This window comes from Neorhizobium huautlense, assembly GCF_030811685.1.
GTDB lineage: Bacteria > Pseudomonadota > Alphaproteobacteria > Rhizobiales > Rhizobiaceae > Neorhizobium > Neorhizobium huautlense_A.
Genome location: NZ_JAUSRF010000004.1, coordinates 326,389 through 344,579, shown reverse-complemented (window position 1 = coordinate 344,579; position 18,191 = coordinate 326,389). Strand labels below are relative to the sequence as shown.

At 61.5% G+C, this 18,191-nt stretch carries 15 protein-coding genes; 6 read left to right on the top strand and 9 right to left on the bottom strand.

What is annotated here, in order from left to right:
* Nucleotides 1-23: 23 nt before the first annotated feature.
* A complete protein-coding gene (locus tag J2T09_RS08265; protein WP_306833125.1) occupies nt 24-1,034 on the top strand; it encodes an iron ABC transporter substrate-binding protein in 1,011 nt (336 codons plus the stop codon).
* A gap of 56 nt (nt 1,035-1,090) precedes the next feature.
* Here J2T09_RS08265 and J2T09_RS08260 read toward each other — a convergent pair whose 3' ends face one another.
* The 4 genes from J2T09_RS08260 to J2T09_RS08245 form a co-directional block, all read right to left on the bottom strand.
* Nucleotides 1,091-1,873, bottom strand: coding sequence for an ABC transporter ATP-binding protein (locus J2T09_RS08260; protein ID WP_306833228.1), 783 nt, complete (start codon nt 1,871-1,873; stop codon nt 1,091-1,093).
* A gap of 11 nt (nt 1,874-1,884) precedes the next feature.
* Nucleotides 1,885-2,658, bottom strand: a complete 774-nt coding sequence (locus J2T09_RS08255; RefSeq protein ID WP_306833124.1) for an ABC transporter permease — start codon at nt 2,656-2,658, stop codon at nt 1,885-1,887.
* 77 nt (nt 2,659-2,735) lie between these two features.
* Nucleotides 2,736-3,680, bottom strand: a complete 945-nt coding sequence (locus J2T09_RS08250; protein WP_306833122.1) for an ABC transporter substrate-binding protein — start codon at nt 3,678-3,680, stop codon at nt 2,736-2,738.
* Between the two features lie 115 nt (nt 3,681-3,795).
* On the bottom strand, nt 3,796-4,830 hold the full coding sequence (locus J2T09_RS08245) for a YeiH family protein (protein WP_306833120.1): 1,035 nt from the start codon (nt 4,828-4,830) through the stop codon (nt 3,796-3,798).
* Between the two features lie 91 nt (nt 4,831-4,921).
* Here J2T09_RS08245 and J2T09_RS08240 point away from each other — a divergent pair, with 91 nt between their 5' ends.
* The 4 genes from J2T09_RS08240 to J2T09_RS08225 all read left to right on the top strand — a co-directional run bounded on the left by J2T09_RS08240 (nt 4,922) and on the right by J2T09_RS08225 (nt 9,065).
* A complete protein-coding gene (locus J2T09_RS08240; RefSeq protein ID WP_306833118.1) occupies nt 4,922-5,839 on the top strand; it encodes a LysR substrate-binding domain-containing protein in 918 nt (305 codons plus the stop codon).
* A gap of 345 nt (nt 5,840-6,184) precedes the next feature.
* Nucleotides 6,185-7,723: an ABC transporter permease gene (locus J2T09_RS08235; RefSeq protein WP_306833115.1), complete on the top strand. Its 1,539-nt coding sequence runs from the start codon at nt 6,185-6,187 to the stop codon at nt 7,721-7,723.
* On the top strand, nt 7,720-8,775 hold the full coding sequence (locus J2T09_RS08230) for an ABC transporter ATP-binding protein (RefSeq protein WP_306833113.1): 1,056 nt from the start codon (nt 7,720-7,722) through the stop codon (nt 8,773-8,775). Before J2T09_RS08235 ends, J2T09_RS08230 begins: the two co-directional genes overlap by 4 nt.
* Nucleotides 8,772-9,065, top strand: coding sequence for a barstar family protein (locus J2T09_RS08225; protein ID WP_306833111.1), 294 nt, complete (start codon nt 8,772-8,774; stop codon nt 9,063-9,065). The genes J2T09_RS08230 and J2T09_RS08225 overlap by 4 nt, the downstream gene beginning before the upstream one ends.
* A gap of 33 nt (nt 9,066-9,098) precedes the next feature.
* Here J2T09_RS08225 and J2T09_RS08220 read toward each other — a convergent pair whose 3' ends face one another.
* Nucleotides 9,099-10,880: a putative bifunctional diguanylate cyclase/phosphodiesterase gene (locus J2T09_RS08220; protein WP_306833109.1), complete on the bottom strand. Its 1,782-nt coding sequence runs from the start codon at nt 10,878-10,880 to the stop codon at nt 9,099-9,101.
* A gap of 685 nt (nt 10,881-11,565) precedes the next feature.
* Between J2T09_RS08220 and J2T09_RS08215 the strand changes: the two genes are divergently transcribed.
* The gene (locus J2T09_RS08215) at nt 11,566-12,306 is read left to right on the top strand and encodes an EAL domain-containing protein (RefSeq protein ID WP_306833107.1); all 741 of its coding nucleotides are present in this window, start codon (nt 11,566-11,568) and stop codon (nt 12,304-12,306) included.
* Here the strand turns inward: J2T09_RS08215 and J2T09_RS08210 are convergent.
* From J2T09_RS08210 to J2T09_RS08195, 4 genes are all read right to left on the bottom strand, one after another.
* Nucleotides 12,287-12,619 (bottom strand): hypothetical protein, encoded by a 333-nt coding sequence (locus J2T09_RS08210; protein ID WP_306833104.1) that lies wholly within the window; start codon nt 12,617-12,619, stop codon nt 12,287-12,289. The two genes, J2T09_RS08215 and J2T09_RS08210, sit on opposite strands and share 20 nt — an antisense overlap.
* Before the next feature lie 134 nt (nt 12,620-12,753).
* A complete protein-coding gene (locus tag J2T09_RS08205) occupies nt 12,754-13,977 on the bottom strand; it encodes an HlyD family efflux transporter periplasmic adaptor subunit (protein WP_306833102.1) in 1,224 nt (407 codons plus the stop codon).
* Nucleotides 13,967-16,345 (bottom strand): type I secretion system permease/ATPase, encoded by a 2,379-nt coding sequence (locus tag J2T09_RS08200; protein WP_306833100.1) that lies wholly within the window; start codon nt 16,343-16,345, stop codon nt 13,967-13,969. Before J2T09_RS08200 ends, J2T09_RS08205 begins: the two co-directional genes overlap by 11 nt.
* Nucleotides 16,345-17,724, bottom strand: a complete 1,380-nt coding sequence (locus J2T09_RS08195) for a TolC family protein (protein ID WP_306833098.1) — start codon at nt 17,722-17,724, stop codon at nt 16,345-16,347. Before J2T09_RS08195 ends, J2T09_RS08200 begins: the two co-directional genes overlap by 1 nt.
* Between the last annotated feature and the right edge of the window lie 467 nt (nt 17,725-18,191).

The following is an 18,191-nucleotide window of genomic DNA, read 5'->3' as shown; positions in this document are numbered from 1 at the left end:
GCGATGTCCCGGAGGATGTTTTCTTGAAAAATTCCGTTGCTCTTCTCGCCGGTGCCAGCGCGCTGGTGGTTTCCGCTTTTGCCCTGCCGGTTCAGGCACAAGTGGCCGACAGCATCACCATCTACAATGCGCAGCACGAGGGGCTAACGAAGGAGTGGGCGGAGGCGTTCAAGGAGGATACCGGGATCGTCGTCACCATCCGCAACGGTTCCGACATGGAATTTGCCAACCAGATCGTGCAGGAGGGGGAAAATTCTCCCGCAGACGTGTTCTTGACTGAAAACTCGCCGGCCATGGCGCTGGTGGATGGCAAGGGCCTGTTCGAGCCGGTTGCCACTGACACGCTGGCGCAGGTGCCGGAACAGTTCCGTCCCGCCAACGGTCACTGGATCGGGGTGGCGGCGCGTTCCACCGTGTTTGCCTATGACAAGACGAAGCTGACCGAAGACAAGCTGCCGAAATCCATGCTCGATCTCGCCACGCCGGAATGGAAAGGTCGCTGGGCCGCGTCGCCTTCAGGCGCGGATTTTCAGGCGATCGTCGGCGCGCTCTTGCAGTTGAAGGGGGCGGATGTCACGGAAAACTGGCTGCAAGGCATGCAGGCCAATTACACTGCCTACAAGGGCAATTCGATCGCCATGAAGGCCGTCAACGCCGGTGAGATCGAGGGTGCGTTGATCTACCATTATTATTATTTCGGTGATCAGGCGAAGACCGGTGAAAACAGCAACAATGTCGGCCTGCATTATTTCAAGGGGCAGGATCCGGGTGCCTTCGTTTCGATTTCCGGCGGCGGCATTCTGAAATCGTCGAAACACAAGGAGCAGGCGCAAGCTTTTCTAGAATGGCTGACCGGCGAAAGCGGGCAGCGCATTTTGCGCGAGGGCACCTCGTTCGAATATGCGGTGGGCAAAGGGGCGGCGTCGAACAAGGCGCTGGTGCCGCTGGCCGAACTGGATGCGCCCAAGGTGGAGCCTTCGACGCTCAACAATTCCGAAGTGACCGATCTGATGACCGAGGCAGGGATTTTCTGATCAAGGTTGGTTGAGGAAGGCCGCTCGCGCTTTGCAGATACGGGCGGCCCCATTGCCTATTCGTGCGAGGCGGCGATGGCTTCCGAGCGGATTTCCTCCGTCAGTTTCAGGCGCAGCGCCGAAAATTCCGGGCTGGCCTTGACCGTGTAATGGCGCGGATGCGGCAGGTCGACCGGGGTGATCGACTTGATGCGGCCGGGACGCGCCGTCATCGTCACCACGCGATTGGCCATGAACACGGCCTCTTCGATATCGTGGGTGACGAAGATCACGGTCTTCTGTTCACGCTCCCAGATGCCGAGCAGCAATTCCTGCATCAGCCCACGTGTCTGGTTGTCGAGCGCGCCAAAAGGCTCGTCGAGCAGCAGGATTTTGGGATCGTTGGCGAGCGCACGGGCAATCGCCGTGCGCTGCTGCATGCCGCCGGAGAGCTGTTTTGGCCAGTGGTTTTCGAAACCGCGCAGGCCCACCTTGTCGATATAGCTGTCGACGATCTCCCACTTTTCCTTCGCCCCGATGCCACGCTCGCGCAGTCCGAAAGCGACGTTTTCGCGGATCGAGAGCCAGGGAAACAGCGTATAGGACTGGAACACCATGCCGCGATCGGCACCCGGACCGGTGATCTGTTTGCCTTCCAGCGTGACGGTGCCGGTGGTCGGTTTGTCCAACCCGGCAATGATGCGCAGCAGCGTGGATTTTCCGCAGCCGGATGGGCCAAGGATGGTGACAAAGTCGTTCTTGGCGATGTCGAGATCGGTCGGTTGCAGCGCCGTCACCGGCTTGCCGCCATGGACGCCCGGAAAGATGCGCGATACGCCCTTTACGACGAGTTCGCTCAGATCGGTGTCGCTCATGCCAGCCTCCACGCAAACAGTTTTTTGTTGAGGCTCTTGAAGGCGAAGTCGGAGATGAGGCCGATAATGCCGATGACGATAATGCCAAAGATGATCTGGCCGGTGGCGAGCAGTGCCTGGCTGTTGATGATCATGTAGCCGATGCCCGACGAGGCGCCGATCAGTTCGGCGACGATGACGTATGTCCAGGCCCAGCCGAGAACGAGACGCAGGGTTTCGGCGATATCCGGCGCGCTGGACGGGATGAGAACGCGGCGCACGACACCGCTGTCGCTGGCGCCGAGCGTGTAGGCTGCCTCCATCAGGTCGCGGCGGGTACCGGCGACCGAAACGGCGATCATCAGGATGATCTGGAACACGGCGCCGATGAAGATGACCAGCAGTTTCTGCATCTCGCCGATGCCGGCCCAGAGGATGAGGAGCGGCACGAAGGCGGAGGCCGGCAGGTAGCGCGCGAAGGACACGAAGGGTTCGAGCAGCGCCTCGATCGGCTTGTAGGCGCCCATCAGGATGCCGAGCGGCACGGCGATGATCGCCGAGAGCACAAAGCCGCCGACAACACGCCAGATGGTCATGCCGATATCATAGGCAAAACCCTGGTTGACGAGAAGGTCATAACCATCCCGCAGCATGGTGATCGGATCGGCGAGAAAGGTGCGGGACACGAAGCCGCCGAGCGTCGCATAGGCCCAACCGGCGAAAAACAGAACGAAAAACAGGATGCCGAGGAGCACGCGCGAACGTGCACTGATCGGTTGGAGAGGTTGCATGATGCGCCCCTTGCTGAACATGAAAGGGAGCGCCGTTTTTTCTCACCCGGCGCCCCGAACCATTTTGAACAGGTCGATTACTTGATGAAGGCCGGGTCGGCGAGTTTCGTCAGGTCAGGCTTGGCCTTGATGACGCCGGCCTGAAGCAGCAGTTCGGCTGCCTCGTCGTTGAATGTCTTGAAGCCGGTTTCGAAAAATTTCAGCGAGGCGTCGCGCTCCTGCCATGTCAGGAAGGCGGCCGATTCACCGAACTGCGTGCCGGACTGTTTGACGTCCTTGCCCATGATCTCGAAAGATTTTTCCTTGTCCGCCTTGATCATCTCGAGTGCTTCATACCAGCTCTTGGCGATCGCCTTGGCGGCATCCGGATTGTCCTTCAGAAAGGCATTGGTGCAGCCAAAAGTGTCGAGGACCGCCGGGTAATCATTGGTGGTGGCGATGATCTTGCCCTTGGTGGGTTCGGCGCGCACGGAGGACAGATAAGGCTCGTAGGTCATGGCCGCATCGTTCTGGCCGGCGAGCAGCGCCTGTGCGGCGGGGCCCGGCTCAAGGTTGACGACCTTGACGTCCTTCATGCTCATGCCGTTCTTGTTGAGGATCCAGGCGAGCAGGAAGTAGGGCGAGGTGCCGGGCGCGGATGCGGCAACCGTCTTGCCCTTCAGGTCGGCGATCTTTTCGATGCCCGGCTTTGCGGCAATGCCGTCACCGCCGTGGGAGACGGAAAGCTGGAACATCTGCGTGGTTTCGATGCCCACCGCATTCCAGACGATCCAGGTTTCCACCGTGGTGGCGGCGCATTGCACATCACCGGAGGCGAGCGCCAGATGGCGGCTGCCCTGCGGGATCTTCTTGATGGTGACGTCGAGGCCGTTCTTCTTGAAGATGCCGGCTTCCTTGGCCAGCGTCAGCGGTGCAAAACCGGTCCAGCCGGAAATGCCCAAAGCGACAGCGGTTTCGGCTTTCGCGGCTGTGGTGGCCATGAGAGCAGCCGCAAAGGCAGCGATGGTGGCAAGCTTTTTCATGTGGTCGTTCCCCTGTCTGCTTCATTATTCAGCAGGTCAGTTGCCTGCCTATAAAGTGATAGTAGGCATGGGAGCGCAGACTTGTCTATACATAAGGTGTCGGGTTTTGCGCTTCTCAGTGCGCTGCAAAAACTTTCAGGAAAATCAGTGCGAGGCCTGAGAGAAAGGCCAGAGACAGGGTGGCGGCGCCGATGACGCGTGTGCCGGATTGGCGGATGCTGCGGATATCCACCGACAGGCCGAGCGCCGCCATCGAAACGATGGTGAGGAGGCCTGAGGCGGCCGAGATGGGAGCGAGTGCCGCCTGCGGGATCATGTCTGCCGAGCGCAGCGCCATCAACGCCGCAAAACCGATGATGAACCACGGCACCATGCTTCTCCAGCACAGTTTGCCGCCATCCTTGCGGCCATGCAGGACGGAAAGCGTGGCGATGACCGGGCCGAGCATCAACACGCGGATCAGCTTGACCAGTGTGCCGGTTTGTACGCTGACGAGGCCGGCCGGCGCGGTGGCGGCCAGAACCTGCGGCACGGCATAAACGGTGAGGCCGGCAAACACGCCGTAATCGGCAGCACCGAGCGACATCGGTACCTGCAGGAGCGGTAGCGCCAGCACGAGTGCCACGCCCAGCACGGCGGTGAAGGCAATCGATGAGGCGATTTCGTCCGGCTTGGCCTTGATGACGGGAGCGGCGGCGGCAATCGCCGAATTGCCGCAGATGGAATTGCCACAGGCGACCAGCGTGGCGATGCGCGGGGGCAGGCCCGCCAACCGGCCGATGGCATAACTGCCGATCAGCGACAGCGCGACAATGACCATGATGGCAATGACGAGCGTCATGCCGGCATCCTCGATGGCCGAAAGGCTGATCGATGCGCCGAGCAACACCACCGCCACTTCCAGTACCGTCTTGGCGCAGAACTGGATGCCGGCTTCCAGCGATGCCGGCAGATCGAAACAGGAGCGGACCGCCATGCCGATGAGGATCGCAAGAACGAGGCTTTCGATCCAGCGGCCGTGCAGGAGATGCACTTCGAGCGTTTCCGCCAGCATGGCCGCCGCTGTCACCGCAAGCGCGACCAGCACGCCCGGCAAAAGGCGGGTGATGGTGTGCGATGTGTTGTGGTCTGTGTGGCTGGCAAGGGCCATGAGGCATCCAATCTGTTGCAGGCAGGATGCGCTTTCACCGTTTGTAATTCCATCGTATAATGCGGGATGTTTCATGCGGTAAAATCGAACGATGACCTTTGAGCAGCTTGCCATCTTTGTTGCCGTCGCCGAGCGCGAGCACCTCACGCGGGGTGCTGAGGCCGTGGGGCTGACGCCGTCCGCGGCCAGTTCCGCCATCCGCAATCTCGAGGGATTTTATGGTGTCGAGCTGTTTCACCGAGTGGGGCGGCGTATCGAGCTGACCGCCATCGGCCGCGAGTTTCTGGGCGAGGCGCGGGCAACGCTGGCGCGGGCGAAAAGCGCCGAGCTGATGCTCTCGGAAATGAGCGGGCTGGCGCGCGGCGAGATTTGCGTTTTTGCCAGCCAGACCATCGCCGGCTACTGGCTGCCGCCGATCCTTCTGAAATTCAAACGGCTTTATCCCGGTGTCGAACTGAAGCTGACGATCGGCAATACGCGCATGGTGGCGGACGCTATCCGCGACGGGCTGGGTGAGGTGGGGTTTATCGAGGGACTGATCGACGAACCGGCGCTGTCGGTGCTGCCGATTGTCGCCGACAGGCTGGTGGTGGTGGCAAGCCCGGTGCATCCCTTTGCCGATGGTCGCGCCATCGGGCGGAACGATATCACCTCTGTGACGTCATGGGTGCTACGCGAAAAAGGGTCAGGAACGCGCTCCGCCTTCGAGGAGGCGCTGTCGGGCATGGGGATCGGCGTCAACGACATTTCGGTGGTGCTGGAACTGCCGTCCAACGAGGCCGTGGTCTCGGCGGTGCGCTCCGGCGATTGCGCCACGGCCGTATCGGGCATGGTGGCGGCGCCGTTTCTGCGGCAGGGGCTGCTGGTACGCGCGGGGATAGAGCTTCCGGCCCGCAACTTTGCCATCCTGCGCCACAAGGAGCGCCATCGCGGCAGGGCGGCGGAAGAGCTGGAACGCATCAGCCGGGCGGCGGCAGATGAGCACAAGGTGGGGCTGATGGGGCTGTGAGGCAGGGGGATTGCGTGGGGAGTTGAGGTGGTGCGGCATAGACCCTTCTCCCGTCAGACGGGGAGAAGGTGCCGGCAGGCGGATGAGGGGCAAATATCTCAAGCTCCAGGGGTTCGTGGCTGCCCCTCATCCCCTCGCTAACGCTCCGGACCTTCTCGCCGCGCGCGGGGAGAAGCGGCAAGCCGCGCCGTCCGCATTCCATCATCTCCATGCCGCCCTTTGCATGTTCAGGCACTTGCATGGGCTGGTTCATTGTGACAAGCACTGGGTAACGCAGGGTGAGGCTTTCCACCCCGGTTCTTCAGGTTGGCTATGACGTCATCCATCTCGCACATTGCTGCCCCCATGATACGGCGAAAACGCGGTATCAGTGTGTCGTCTTGGACTTTTGGCATTGCTGTCGTCGTGGCGCTGCTGGCGCTTTTGCCGTTCGCTTTCGTGATCTGGGCGACGATCGCCACCGGGCCGGAAACCGCCTACAGGCTGATCGCGCGGCCGCGTGTCGGCTTGCTGCTGGCCAATACCGTGGCTCTGGTGCTGATCACCGTGCCGATCTGCGCCTTGCTGGCCGTGGCATTGGCCTATCTGACCGAGCGGACCGATATGCCGGGCAGGCGGCTCTGGGCGTGGCTGTGCATCACGCCGCTTGCCGTGCCGGCCTTCGTGCATTCCTATGCCTGGATCGGGCTGTGGCCGAGCCTTCACGGTCTTGGGGCCGGCGTGGCGATTTCCGTTGTCGCCTATTTCCCGTTTCTCTACCTGCCGGTTGCGGCCGCATTCCGGTTGCTCGATCCGGCGCTGGAGGATCAGGCGGCCTCGCTGGGGCTTTCTCCTGCTGCTGTTTTCCGCCGGGTGGTGCTACCGCAATTGCGGCTGTCGCTGTGCGGTGGTTCGCTGCTGGTGGGACTGCATCTGCTGGCCGAATACGGGCTTTTCGCGATGATCCGCTTCGACACGTTTACGACTGCCATCGTCGAGCAGTTCCAGTCCACCTATAACGGCGTGGCGGCGCATATGCTGGCGCTGGTGCTTGTGATCTGCTGTTTCGCGCTGATCGGTTTTGAGGCGGTTTTGCGCGGGCGCAACCGTTATGCGCGGCTGGGCTCCGGTGTGGCGCGGCTGGCGGGTATCACGCGGCTGGGGCGTTGGCGATATGCGGCGATGCTTCTGCCGGCGCTGGTGGCTGTCTTCGCGCTCGGCATTCCGGCCTATACGCTGACGCGCTGGCTGGTGGCGGGCGGCGCAAAAATCTGGCGGATGGACGAGATCGGGCTTGCACTCTCGCAGACGCTGCTGATCTGCGTGATTGGCGGACTGGTGACCGTTCTGGCGGCGCTGCCGGTGGCGTGGCTTTCAGTGCGCAAGGCAGGTCGCTCGAGCCGGCTGGTGGAGAGCTGTTATTATCTGGCAAGTTCGATGCCGGGCGTTGTCGTGGCGCTGGCTCTGGTGACGGTGACGGTGCGCGTGGCGCTGCCGCTTTATCAGACGGTGGCGACCATCACGCTTGCCTATGTCATCATGTTCCTGCCGCGCGCGCTGGTTAGTCTCAGAACCAGTATCGCCCAGGTGCCGGTGGAGCTGGAACAGGCGGCGGCAAGCCTAGGCCGTTCGCCGGGCCGCGCGCTGCTGGCCACCACGGTGCGGCTGGCGGCGCCGGGGGCGGCCGCCGGCATGGCACTCACCTCGCTCGGCATCCTGAACGAGTTGACGGCGACGCAGATGCTGGCGCCGAACGGTACGCGCACACTCGCCATGGCCTTCTGGGCGCTGTCTGGTGAAATCGATTATGCGGGTGCCGCGCCTTATGCGGTGCTGATGGTGGTGTTTTCGCTGCCGATGACATGGCTTCTCCATCACCAGTCGAGAAAGATAGCAGGTCGATGAGTTTTTTGAAGGTAAAGGGTCTGCACAGGCGGTTCGGCAGCGTTGCGGCGCTGGATGGTGTCGATCTGGTGGTTGCCAGTGGCAGTCGCACGGCGATCGTCGGGCCGTCCGGTTGCGGCAAGACCACGCTTCTCAGAATGATCGCCGGTTTCGATGTGCCGGACGGCGGTACGATCACGGTGGATGGCGTGGTGCTGGCCGATGCGCAAAATCAGCTGCCGGCGCATAAACGCGGCATCGGTCTGGTGGCGCAGGACGGTAGCCTGTTCCCGCATCTGACCGTCTCCGACAATATCGGTTTCGGGCTGGACAGAAATTTCGACGGGCGTGAAAAACTGGTCAGTGAGCTGATCGACATGGTCGGGCTGGAACGTTCTATGCTGGCGCGCAAGCCCGAGCAGCTTTCCGGGGGCCAGCAGCAGCGCGTGGCTTTGGCGCGCGCCCTTGCCAGAAAACCACGGCTGATGTTGCTGGACGAGCCGTTTTCGGCGCTCGATACCGGCTTGCGCGCCACCACACGACGGGCGGTGACAGAAGTGCTGGTCGCAGCCGGCATCACCACCATTCTCGTCACCCACGACCAGAACGAGGCGCTGGCCTTTGCCGATCAGGTGGCGGTGATGCGCGCCGGAAAATTTTCCCAGATCGGAAGCCCGCGCGAGATCTATGCAAGGCCGGTTGATGCGGCGACGGCGCGGTTTCTGGGCGAGGCCATCGTGCTGCCGGCGGATATCGCCGACGGGTTTGCAGATTGTGCGCTGGGGCGTGTGGCGGTGGTTGGTGGCGCTCGCACCGGCCGGGCTGACATCATGGTGCGGCCGGAGCAGATCGAAGTTTTGGCATATGGCGAAGATGGCAAAGATGTCACCGGCATGGCCTCGCAGATCGATTTCTCCGGCCCGAGTTATGACGTGACGATCACCACCGATGCGGCGGCACCGTTCGTGATGCGGCTGAGCCTGCCGAGCCGGAATGTTCTGGGCGAGGGTGATCGGGTGCGGCTAAGGGTGGCCGGCGCGGCGCATGTGCTGAGTGGACCGGGATCGCAATGACCGCCACGACGCTGACCATCGATTGCCGCGGTATCGACAGCACGGCTTCCTTCTGGGAGCGTTATGTGGAGGTGGTCGGCCCGGAGAATTGCGTAGATTTCGGACGCAATCTCGATGCCCTATGGGATGCGCTTTCCGGCGGCGGGCCGGGATGGCCGGATGTGGAGCATCTGGTTTATGAAAACTCGAAAGCCTTGCTGGACATGCCAGACGGTGAGGCCGCGTTTCTGCTTCAGCGGCTCAGCGATATGGCGGCGAGGCTGACGCATATGAAACTTGAACTGGCCTGAAGGCCTGCCGTGTTCGGCAATTGATGCGCCCTTCTATCGCCCGGCGGCTTTCTCTGTGCGTGCGGTTTTTTCCGGCAGCAGCCGTCTTGCCACCACATCGGCCGGTTCCGGGCGTCCGAAATAATAACCCTGAAAGACATCGCAGCCGAGGCGGCGCAGGGCTTCGGCATGCTGCTTGGTCTCGATGCCTTCGGCGATGACGCCGACTTTCAGCGCCTGGGCGATCTGAATGATCGATTTCAGCACGCGACGCTGTTCCACCGAAACCACCACGTCCTTGACGAGATTACGATCGATCTTCAGCCGGTCCGGGCGGATTTTTACAAGGCCCAGCAACGAGGCGTGGCCGGAGCCGAAATCGTCGATTTCTATATCAATGCCAAGAGCGCGCAGGGCCCGGATGCGATCGAGGATTTCATCGGAGGATTCGTCTAGAAAGATGGTCTCGACCAGTTCGAAGGCGATGCCGTGGAAATCCGCGTGACGCCGCTCCAGTTCGGTCAGGAGTTCGGCGTCATGAAGACGGGTCGCGGAGACGTTGACGGCGATACGGGGGACGCACAGGCCGTTTTCACGCCAGCGTTCGCGGTCTTCCAGAACCCGGTCGAGAACGGTCGCGTCTATCGTGTTGGCAAGGCCTGCTTCCTGGGCGATGGGCAGGAATTCGAAGGGAGAGAGCAGGCCGCGGACAGGATGGTTCCAGCGCACCAGCGCCTCCATGCCGATGATCGCGCCGGTGCTGGCATCGACCTGGATCTGGTAGTGCGGCACGACTTCATGGCGTTCGAGCGCGCCCGCCAATTCGGCCGAAAGCGTGCGTCGGGCCAGAAGCTCGTCCTTCAGGGCGGGATCGAAAAAGGCGATGCGGTTCCGGCCGAGCCGTTTGGCCTGGTAGAGCGCCACATCGGACTCCGTCAGCAGGTTGGCGCCGGGGCGAGCATCGAGCGTGTAACCGATGCCGATCGATACGCCCGAGCGCAGGATGTCGTTGCCGAAGGTGACGGGCTCGCTCAGTGCTTTCTGCATGCGCCGCGCGATCTGCTGCAGGTCTTCGGTAGACGCAAAGTCGGTCAGCACGATGACGAATTCATCGCCGCCGGTACGGGCGGCAATCGCATTGGCGGGAGCCGCACCGATGATGCGGGAGGAGGCGACCCGCAGGACATGGTCACCGGCCGCATGGCCGTGACTGTCGTTGATCTGCTTGAAGCGGTCGAGATCGAGATGCAGCACGGCCAGCGAGCGGTGACGGCCATCGGCCTGCAGAGCTCGTAGCCGGGCGTCGAAAAAGTTGCGGTTCGGCAGGCCGGTCAGGTAATCGTGCTGGGCGGCGTGCTCGATTTCGGCATAACTGTCGGCCAGTTCGCGCGCGCGTTCTTCCAGTTGCGTCTTTTGCGTCTGCAGCGCGTGATGCAGAACCACGTCGTCGGTCACGTCCCATTCGGCACCGATCACCGAAGGTTCGCCTGCATCGTTGAGATAATAATGGCCGCGAGAGCGCAGGTGGCGGATTTCTCCGCCCGGCAGCACAATGCGGAACTGCGAATCGTAGCGGCTGTGGCTGGATACTGCCCTTTCGAAATCCGCATTGGCCTTTTGCATGTCGTCGGGGTGAATGGCATTCTGCCAGGCATCCGCCCCGACCAGCCTGTCATTGCGACCGGTGTGGTAGATCCGGTGCATCTGGGCGTCCCACAACAGTTCGTCGCGTGCCAGATTATGTTCCCAGACGCCCAGTTGCGATGCGTCGAGTGCCAGTTCCAGTCTGCGGATGAGGTCGCGATAATCGCTGTTGGAAGATGGGGTGTTTGCCACTGCTGTCCTCGAAATTCGAGAATATAGTAGGGCCTGCTTATTAACGTAATGTTTGTATCGGGTAAATCTTTCCATCAATCAGTTTTTTGCTTTGTATCAGGAAGCCGGCATGTCGCTGGACATGTTCGTTCGTGGAACGTGATCTTGTGTCCGGTTTGAAACCGTGACAGCGGCTGCCTTCCCATGCGCGACGGAGACCAGGCTCGATGATTTTCGCCTGGCCGCTGGGGGCGGTGCAATTCAGGGTAAAAATCCCCAAGTCGCCTTAAAATACAAGGTGTCGGCAAGAGCGCCGATGCGGTGCCTTGGTGTGCCCGCGGTGAACAGCTGTGCAAATGACGGGGCAGTCTTAAGCGTAAAATCTGGTCATATTTACTTGCTGTTAACCATTTTTTCTCATTAGGTGGCGCTAAATGAGGCAATGTCGACTTTTGCGTGGCGATATCGATTTTTAGACTGGACTGCACGTTATGGCTGTGTTTACATCCGCGTTATAAGTTTGCGTCACGCTGAGTTTCACGCAGCGGATGTATCTACACGAAGCCCAGAACGAGAAACGGTAGTGCCTGATAAAGCCGGATTTCGACATTTATCCCTTCGTGTCCCTACGCACCTGAATACGGATCTTTCATCCGTTTTCGGGCAGAGGCCGCTTCGCCCCGATGCCGCTATGCGGCGGGGAGGCGTGTCCAGCGAGATCATCAAGGGTCTTCCACGGTTCGCGATGGCGTTTCAGCCGATCGCAGACACGATGACGGGTGCCGTCTTCGCGCAGGAAGCACTTGCGCGCGGCCGAGATGGCGAAGGTGCCGTATCGGTGTTCGACAAGGTGCCGCAATCGCGGCGGCATCTGTTCGAATCGCTCTGCCGCCAGCGGGCGCTGGAAGCGGTCAAGGAAATCGGCCTTGGCGAAACCCGCATTAGCCTTAATGTTTCGCCCGAAGCGGTGCTCGATCCCGAATTCGGCATTCTGGAAACGATCCGGGTGGCGCGCACTCTGGGCCTGCACGAGCGCCAGCTCATCCTCGAATTCACCGAGAAGCAGAAGACCGCTGATATCCGCGCCATTCGCGACCTGATCATCCCGTTCCGCAAGCGCGGCATGATGGTGGCGCTCGACGATTTCGGCGCAGGCTATAATGGTATCCAGACGCTTCTGGAGCTGAAGCCGGATGTGGTGAAGTTCGACATGGGGCTGATCAACCGCATCGACACCTGCGAGATGCAGCAGACACTGATCTCCAGCCTTGCAGAGGCCTGCAGCCGGCTCGACATCATTGTCGTGGCCGAGGGCGTCGAAACGCTGCCTCAGGCGCGCATGCTGCAATCCATGGGCATCGCCCTGATGCAGGGCTATCTTTTCGCCCGTCCGGCCGTAGGCCTGCTGCCGGCTCCGGCTGAAGCGGTCATGGCAAAACTGATGTGACGCTGGAGGCGGTTCCAGACGGGCAGGAAAGGAAACACTTTCCGGGATGCTCGCTCTGGTCCGCTCGCTGGTGTTTTCGCAATGCCTTCCATTGCAGCATCCGCTCGCGGAACCTTAACCGCATTTGTGCCTGCTTTTCTCCTTTGCCGATGGGCGACATCGCGCTCACCTGTTCGATGCCGTCGGTGATGGTCTCGACAGTATCTGGCGACGTGGAACTGCGAGCATTGTCGCGCATGCAGGGGTAGACGCGGTCGCGACTGGCATCCGCCATCATCAGGTTTTTCGCGTGCGCATCAATGATGTCGGGCACTCTCTGTCGAGGAGGTATGTCGCCGATCTGCGGCCTCCGGCGGGAACGACGGAGTTTCATGCACTGGTGGAGCGGCATGCAAGAGGTTTTGCGACGCCGGATGGCTGACCTGAGGACCGGCGACCAACGGCCGTTTACCGCTCGCGCAATGCTTCGCTCGCCTTGTTGAACGGCTTGACCAGATAATCGAACACCGTCTTGGCGCCGGTATGGATATCGACGGTCGCCACCATGCCCGGCACGATCGGAAACCGCTTGCCGGTGGCATTGATCAGCGCGTCGGCCTCGGTCTCGATGAAGACCCGGTAATAATAGATTTCCGGGTCGGCCTCGTCGCGCATCGTGTCGGGCGAAATGGTCGTGACCTTGCCTTTGAGATCGCCATAAACGGCGTAGTCGTAAGCGGTGATCTTGACGCTGGCATTCTGGTCCGGGTGGATGAAGGCGATGTCGCGTGGGGCGATACGGGCCTCGATCAGCAGCTTGTCGTCGAGCGGGACGATAGCCATCAGCTTTCCATTGGGCGGAACGACGCCGCCGATAGTCGAGACCTCGATATCCTTCACGATACCGCGCACCGGCGAACGCAGGGTGAGGCGGGTCAAAGCATCCTTCTGGCCGCGGATGATCGATGACAGCGCTTCCACCTCGGCGCTCGCCTTGGCCAGTTCCTCACGGGCCTGCACGATGTATTTCGCCCGCGTATCGACCTTCTTCAATTCCAGTTCCACGACTTCACGCTTCAGCCGCAGAACCTCGACATTGCTGGCCGCACCCATGCTGATCAGGCCGGTATTGATCGACAGTTCGTCATTGAGGAGAACGAGCGATTCCGCGATCCATTTTTCCGTCTGTTCGAGACTGTCACGGCGGGCGTTGTAAAGGTCGGTCTCAGCGCGGATCAGTTCCGGAAATTCGTCGAGTTCGGCCGGAAAAGTCAGTTCGGTCTGGTTGACCTCGGCGCGCAGGCGGGCGCTGCTGGCCAGTGCCGCGCGGTATTTGGCGGCACTTTCGCCGACTTCGGCTTCGGTCACCGTCGGATCAAGGCGGGCGAGGATCTGTCCGGGCCAGACGACCATGTCTTGCCTCACCTGAAGGTCGGCGAGAATGCCGCCCTGAAGCGACTGGATAACCTGTTCCCTTGTGGTCGGCACGACGCGACCGGTGCCGCTCGAAACCTCATCGAGCAGGGCAAACCAGGCCCACACACAGCCGGCCGCGACAAGAAGGAAAGCAAGCACGATGATACGCGTGGAGCGCACGATCTGTGCGTCGTCGGCTTCTCCGTAGATCCATGAGCGTTCTTCCTCACCGAAATTCCGGTGAATGGTGACGCCGTCGCGTTTCTCATGTTTCATTGGAGGACTTTCGGCTGCGCTTGGCTGTGGTCGCTTGCCGTTCCGGTGGCGCGGCAGGCTCTGCTGCCGGTGGTGCGGACGGTTCTTCCGTTGGTGCCGGGTTTGGTGTGCTGCTGGCCGGTGTTGTCGCTGCCTGTGTTGGGTCGTTCGGCTGGATTTTCGTCACGGCCGGCTTTTGTACCGATGCTCCGGCCATCCTGCGCATGGCGTTTTCCTTGTTGTCATCCAGCGTGATCGTGCCGTTTTCAACGACGATCATGCGTTCGGCGACATCGAGCACGCGCATGCGGTGGGTGGCGATGACAACGGTGCGCCCGGTGCTCCATTCGCGGAACTGGCGGATGAAATTGCGTTCCGTCGCCTCGTCCATCGATGCCGTCGGTTCATCAAGCAGGATGACATTAGGCTGGCGGATGATCAGGCGCGCAAGCAACAGCGCCTGACGCTGGCCGCCCGACAGGCCGATGCCGCCTTCGAGCAGGACATGTTCCAGCCCCTTGGGCAGTTTGCGGATGAACTCGTCGGCACCCACCATGGAGAGCGCGCCCATGATTTCCTGCGCCGAGGCATGTGGTGCACCGAGCGTGATGTTTTCGCGGATCGTGCCGAAAAACAGCCGTGCGTTCTGGGTGATGAGGCCGACATCGCGGCGCACATCGGCGGGGTCGATCTGCGGCAGCGAGACGTTTTCGAGAAGAACCTCGCCGGAGGAGGATTCCAGCAGGCCGGACAGGGCCTGCAGAAGCGTGGATTTGCCGGCGCCGTTCTTGCCGAGAATGGCGATATGTTCGCCCGCCTTGATGGAAAGGTCGCGCACGGTGAGGGCAGGGAGACCTTCCGGCCCGTAACGGAAAACGGCGGATTTCAGCCGGTAGTTTCCGGGGATCTGACCCAAATGAACACGCGATTCCGCATCCGGGTGATCGACGGGCAGGCCCATCAACTCGTTGAGGCTTTTCATCGCCACCTTGGCATGTTGCAGGCGTGTCAGCACCTGGGCGATCTGCGCCATCGGCGCGATCATGCGCGAACCGAGCATGGAGGCGCCGACCAGCGCGCCTGTCGTCATGTCACCGGCGATGACCATCGGCGCCCCGACGAAGATGACGACAGCATATACGGCGGTCTGCACGCTGCTGGTCCAGGTGTTGAGCGTATTGGCGAGATCACGCCCGCGCATCTGCGCCTCGCCGGTGACGAGGTTGTAATGGTTCCACTGCTGCTGAAAACGCTCTTCGGCCTGCAGGGTCTTGATATCCTCGATACCCTGCACGGCTTCGACCAGCATGGCATTGCGCAGCGAGGATTCACGCATCGCCTCGCTGGCGTGGATGCGGATCTTTCGCTGGGCGAGAATGCCCGGAATGAGCATGGCAAGGATGGCGGCGATCGGCACCAGCACGATGATGCCGCCGATATACCAGAACAACACCAGAAACAGCAGCACGAAGGGCAGGTCGGCAATCGCTGCAACCGTGGTGGAGGTCAGCAGTTCGCGCACCTGTTCGAGATCGCGCAGCTGGGCGATGAACGTGCCGGTGGAGGCGGGGCGGGCGCTGTTTTTCACACGCAGTGCGTGGCCGAACACGCGGTCCGACATGCGCAGGTCGGCGCGTTTGCCAAGCAGATCGACCACGCTGGTGCGCACCCGGCGCATCAAAAAATCGAAGAGGATCGCCAGCAGGACGCCACTGAACAGGACATAAAGCGTGGGATAGGATTGGGCCGGCACGACGCGATCATAAACCTGCATGGAAAACAGGATGCCGGCCATGCCGAGCACGTTGGCAACCAGAGATGCCAGCAGGACATGGCCATAAGGTTTCAGATCGCGCAGGACGATCTGACGCAGCCAGTTCTTTTCATAGGGCTTTATATAGGCATCGACACGCTGGTCGGGCACGGCCCTGGCGGGACGCGGGATCAGCAGCGTTTCCACCTTGCCCGCGAGTGCTTCCAGCGGAACGGGCGTTTCAAGCCCGCGATCACCACTGAAGGCAAGACTTGCCGTGTCCTTGCCGAGCGCCGTCAACACGCCGATGCGGCCGTCCGCCAGTTGCAGCACGATCGGCAGGTTCCAGCTGGAAAGCCGGGTTGCGCCGGCATTGCCGAACTTGACCTGCAGGCCCATCTGGCGGGCGATGTTGCGGATCATTTCCGGCTCGTCGCTCAGTACGTCCCATTCGGCGGCGTGGCGTACACGCTCGACGGAGACGGGCAGGCGATAATGCTGGGCGACATGCTGGAGGGCTTCGAGCCAGGGTTCGAAATGCAGGCTGCCGAGAGACTTCAGGGCATCGGCCTCGCGTCCATTGCCGGCATCTTCGCCGGAACCCTCGGAGTTGTTTGGCGATGCCCGCATGTTCATTACAGATTTACTCCACGAACCACTGTGCCATTCAAACGGAAGGCCTTGCGCGCCATGCCGGAGTTGAACAGGCAATCCGCATCCAGCCGTCGAAGATCATGTTCTGTGTTGACGGCGTCGAAGCGGGCGGTGTGCAATTCCTGTTCGGCATTGAGGAGATCGAGCAGGGTACGGGTGCCGAGCTGCACATATTGCTCGCGGTAGAGGTCGCGGGTCTCGATCATCATGCCATTGCGTGAGGCAAGCGATGCCAGCAGCTGTTTCAGCCCCGCCACCTGTCCGCGCGCCTCGTTGAGGCTGCGCCCGGCTTCGAACCGGGCGGCTTGAGCGGAGGCTTCCGCCGCCTTCAGCGCAAAACCGGCGGCATCGCGACGGGCGGCACTCGCACCGCCCTGATAAAGATTGCCGACGAGATTGATGCCGACGGTGAAATCGGGATTGTCGACGCGCGAGTTGGTGCTGGAGCCGGCAATGTCGTAACTGCCATCCGCCTGCAATTGCAGTGTCGGGAAGATTTCCGACTTGCTGAGCGCCAGCCTTGCGGCGGCCTCCCGTTTGCCGGCTTCCGCCTGCAGCAGGCCCGGCACCTGTTGCCAGTCCGGTTCCATCACTTCGCAGGCCTTCGACAAGGTGGCCGAGCGCCCGGCGTTGAGGCCGACGCGGCCGCTGACGCCGGAGAGTGCGGACAACGTGGTTTCCCAGCGGGTGAGGCCGGACGATACTTCCAGAACCCGAGACTGTGCAGCCTGCACGCGCGCTTGCGCCTGGATCTTGTCCGACCGGGTGCTGGCGCCGCTATCGGTGCGCTGGCTGACGAGCTTGGCGATCTCGCCGACGCCCGCCAACTGGTCCTTGGCGACCGCCATCATGGCGCGGTAGCGCTGGACTTCGATGACGGCATAAGTCGTTTCGCGCACGATCGTGTCGATCATTTCCAGCATTTCGGCATGGCTGAGTTCCTCGCCGGCCTTTTCCGCCGCCACCGAGTTCGAAACCTTGCCGAAATCATAGACCATCTGCGAAACCTGCAGGGTCGCGCGCGGGCGAAAACTGCCGTCACCGCCATTGCCATAACCGGTGTTGAGGCCGCCCTGGATTTTCGGGTAATAACCGGCGCGGGCGATTTCGATCTCCTGTCCGCTCTGGTAGACGCGGCCGGCCGATGCGGTGATGGCGGGGTGCCAGGAGACGGCGCGCAACACCGCTTCCTCCAGCGATCCCTTCTTGAAGGAAGGCGGCGGCGAAAAGGCTGTTGCCTGCGATCCAGGCTGCGAACGGTTCTGCTGCTGATCTGCGCGCAGTGCTGTCTCCCCGTGGCTCAACGGCGAAAGGGACCCGCGCTGAACGGAGCCCTGATTGAGTTTTTTACCCTCTGCCACGTCCTGCGACGCGTTCGGGGTCGTGCATGAAGTCAAAGTCCAACATCCAAGCAATACAAGAGCAGTCGGCCTTCCCCAGAGCCGTCCGAACATTCACCCTCCATCACGCGCCGTCGCGCGGATCATGGCGACCGGCGATAGGGATATGCCGGTCGGTCGCTGTCGTCTGCCGAAGGGCATCCCCCCGCGTTCAATCCGGCATCGCAGTTTTGAATGATGCCGTTGCGGTCCGTAATTGCCGTGAGGGATAAGGTCTGCCGTCTCGTAACCTGATTGTTCCGTTCGATCGGATCATTCGGGTTGCAGTCGGCCATATCCCTAACACGTGACAGATTCGCGCTTGCAGTATCCCTAATGTATCAAGCTTGTGCGAGGGTGTGTTTGCTACCTTTCATTGTAAATTCACTCATAACGTCATCTTTTATGGCCGGACACGCTACGGGAGAGAGGTGGCTGGCGGCGCCGCA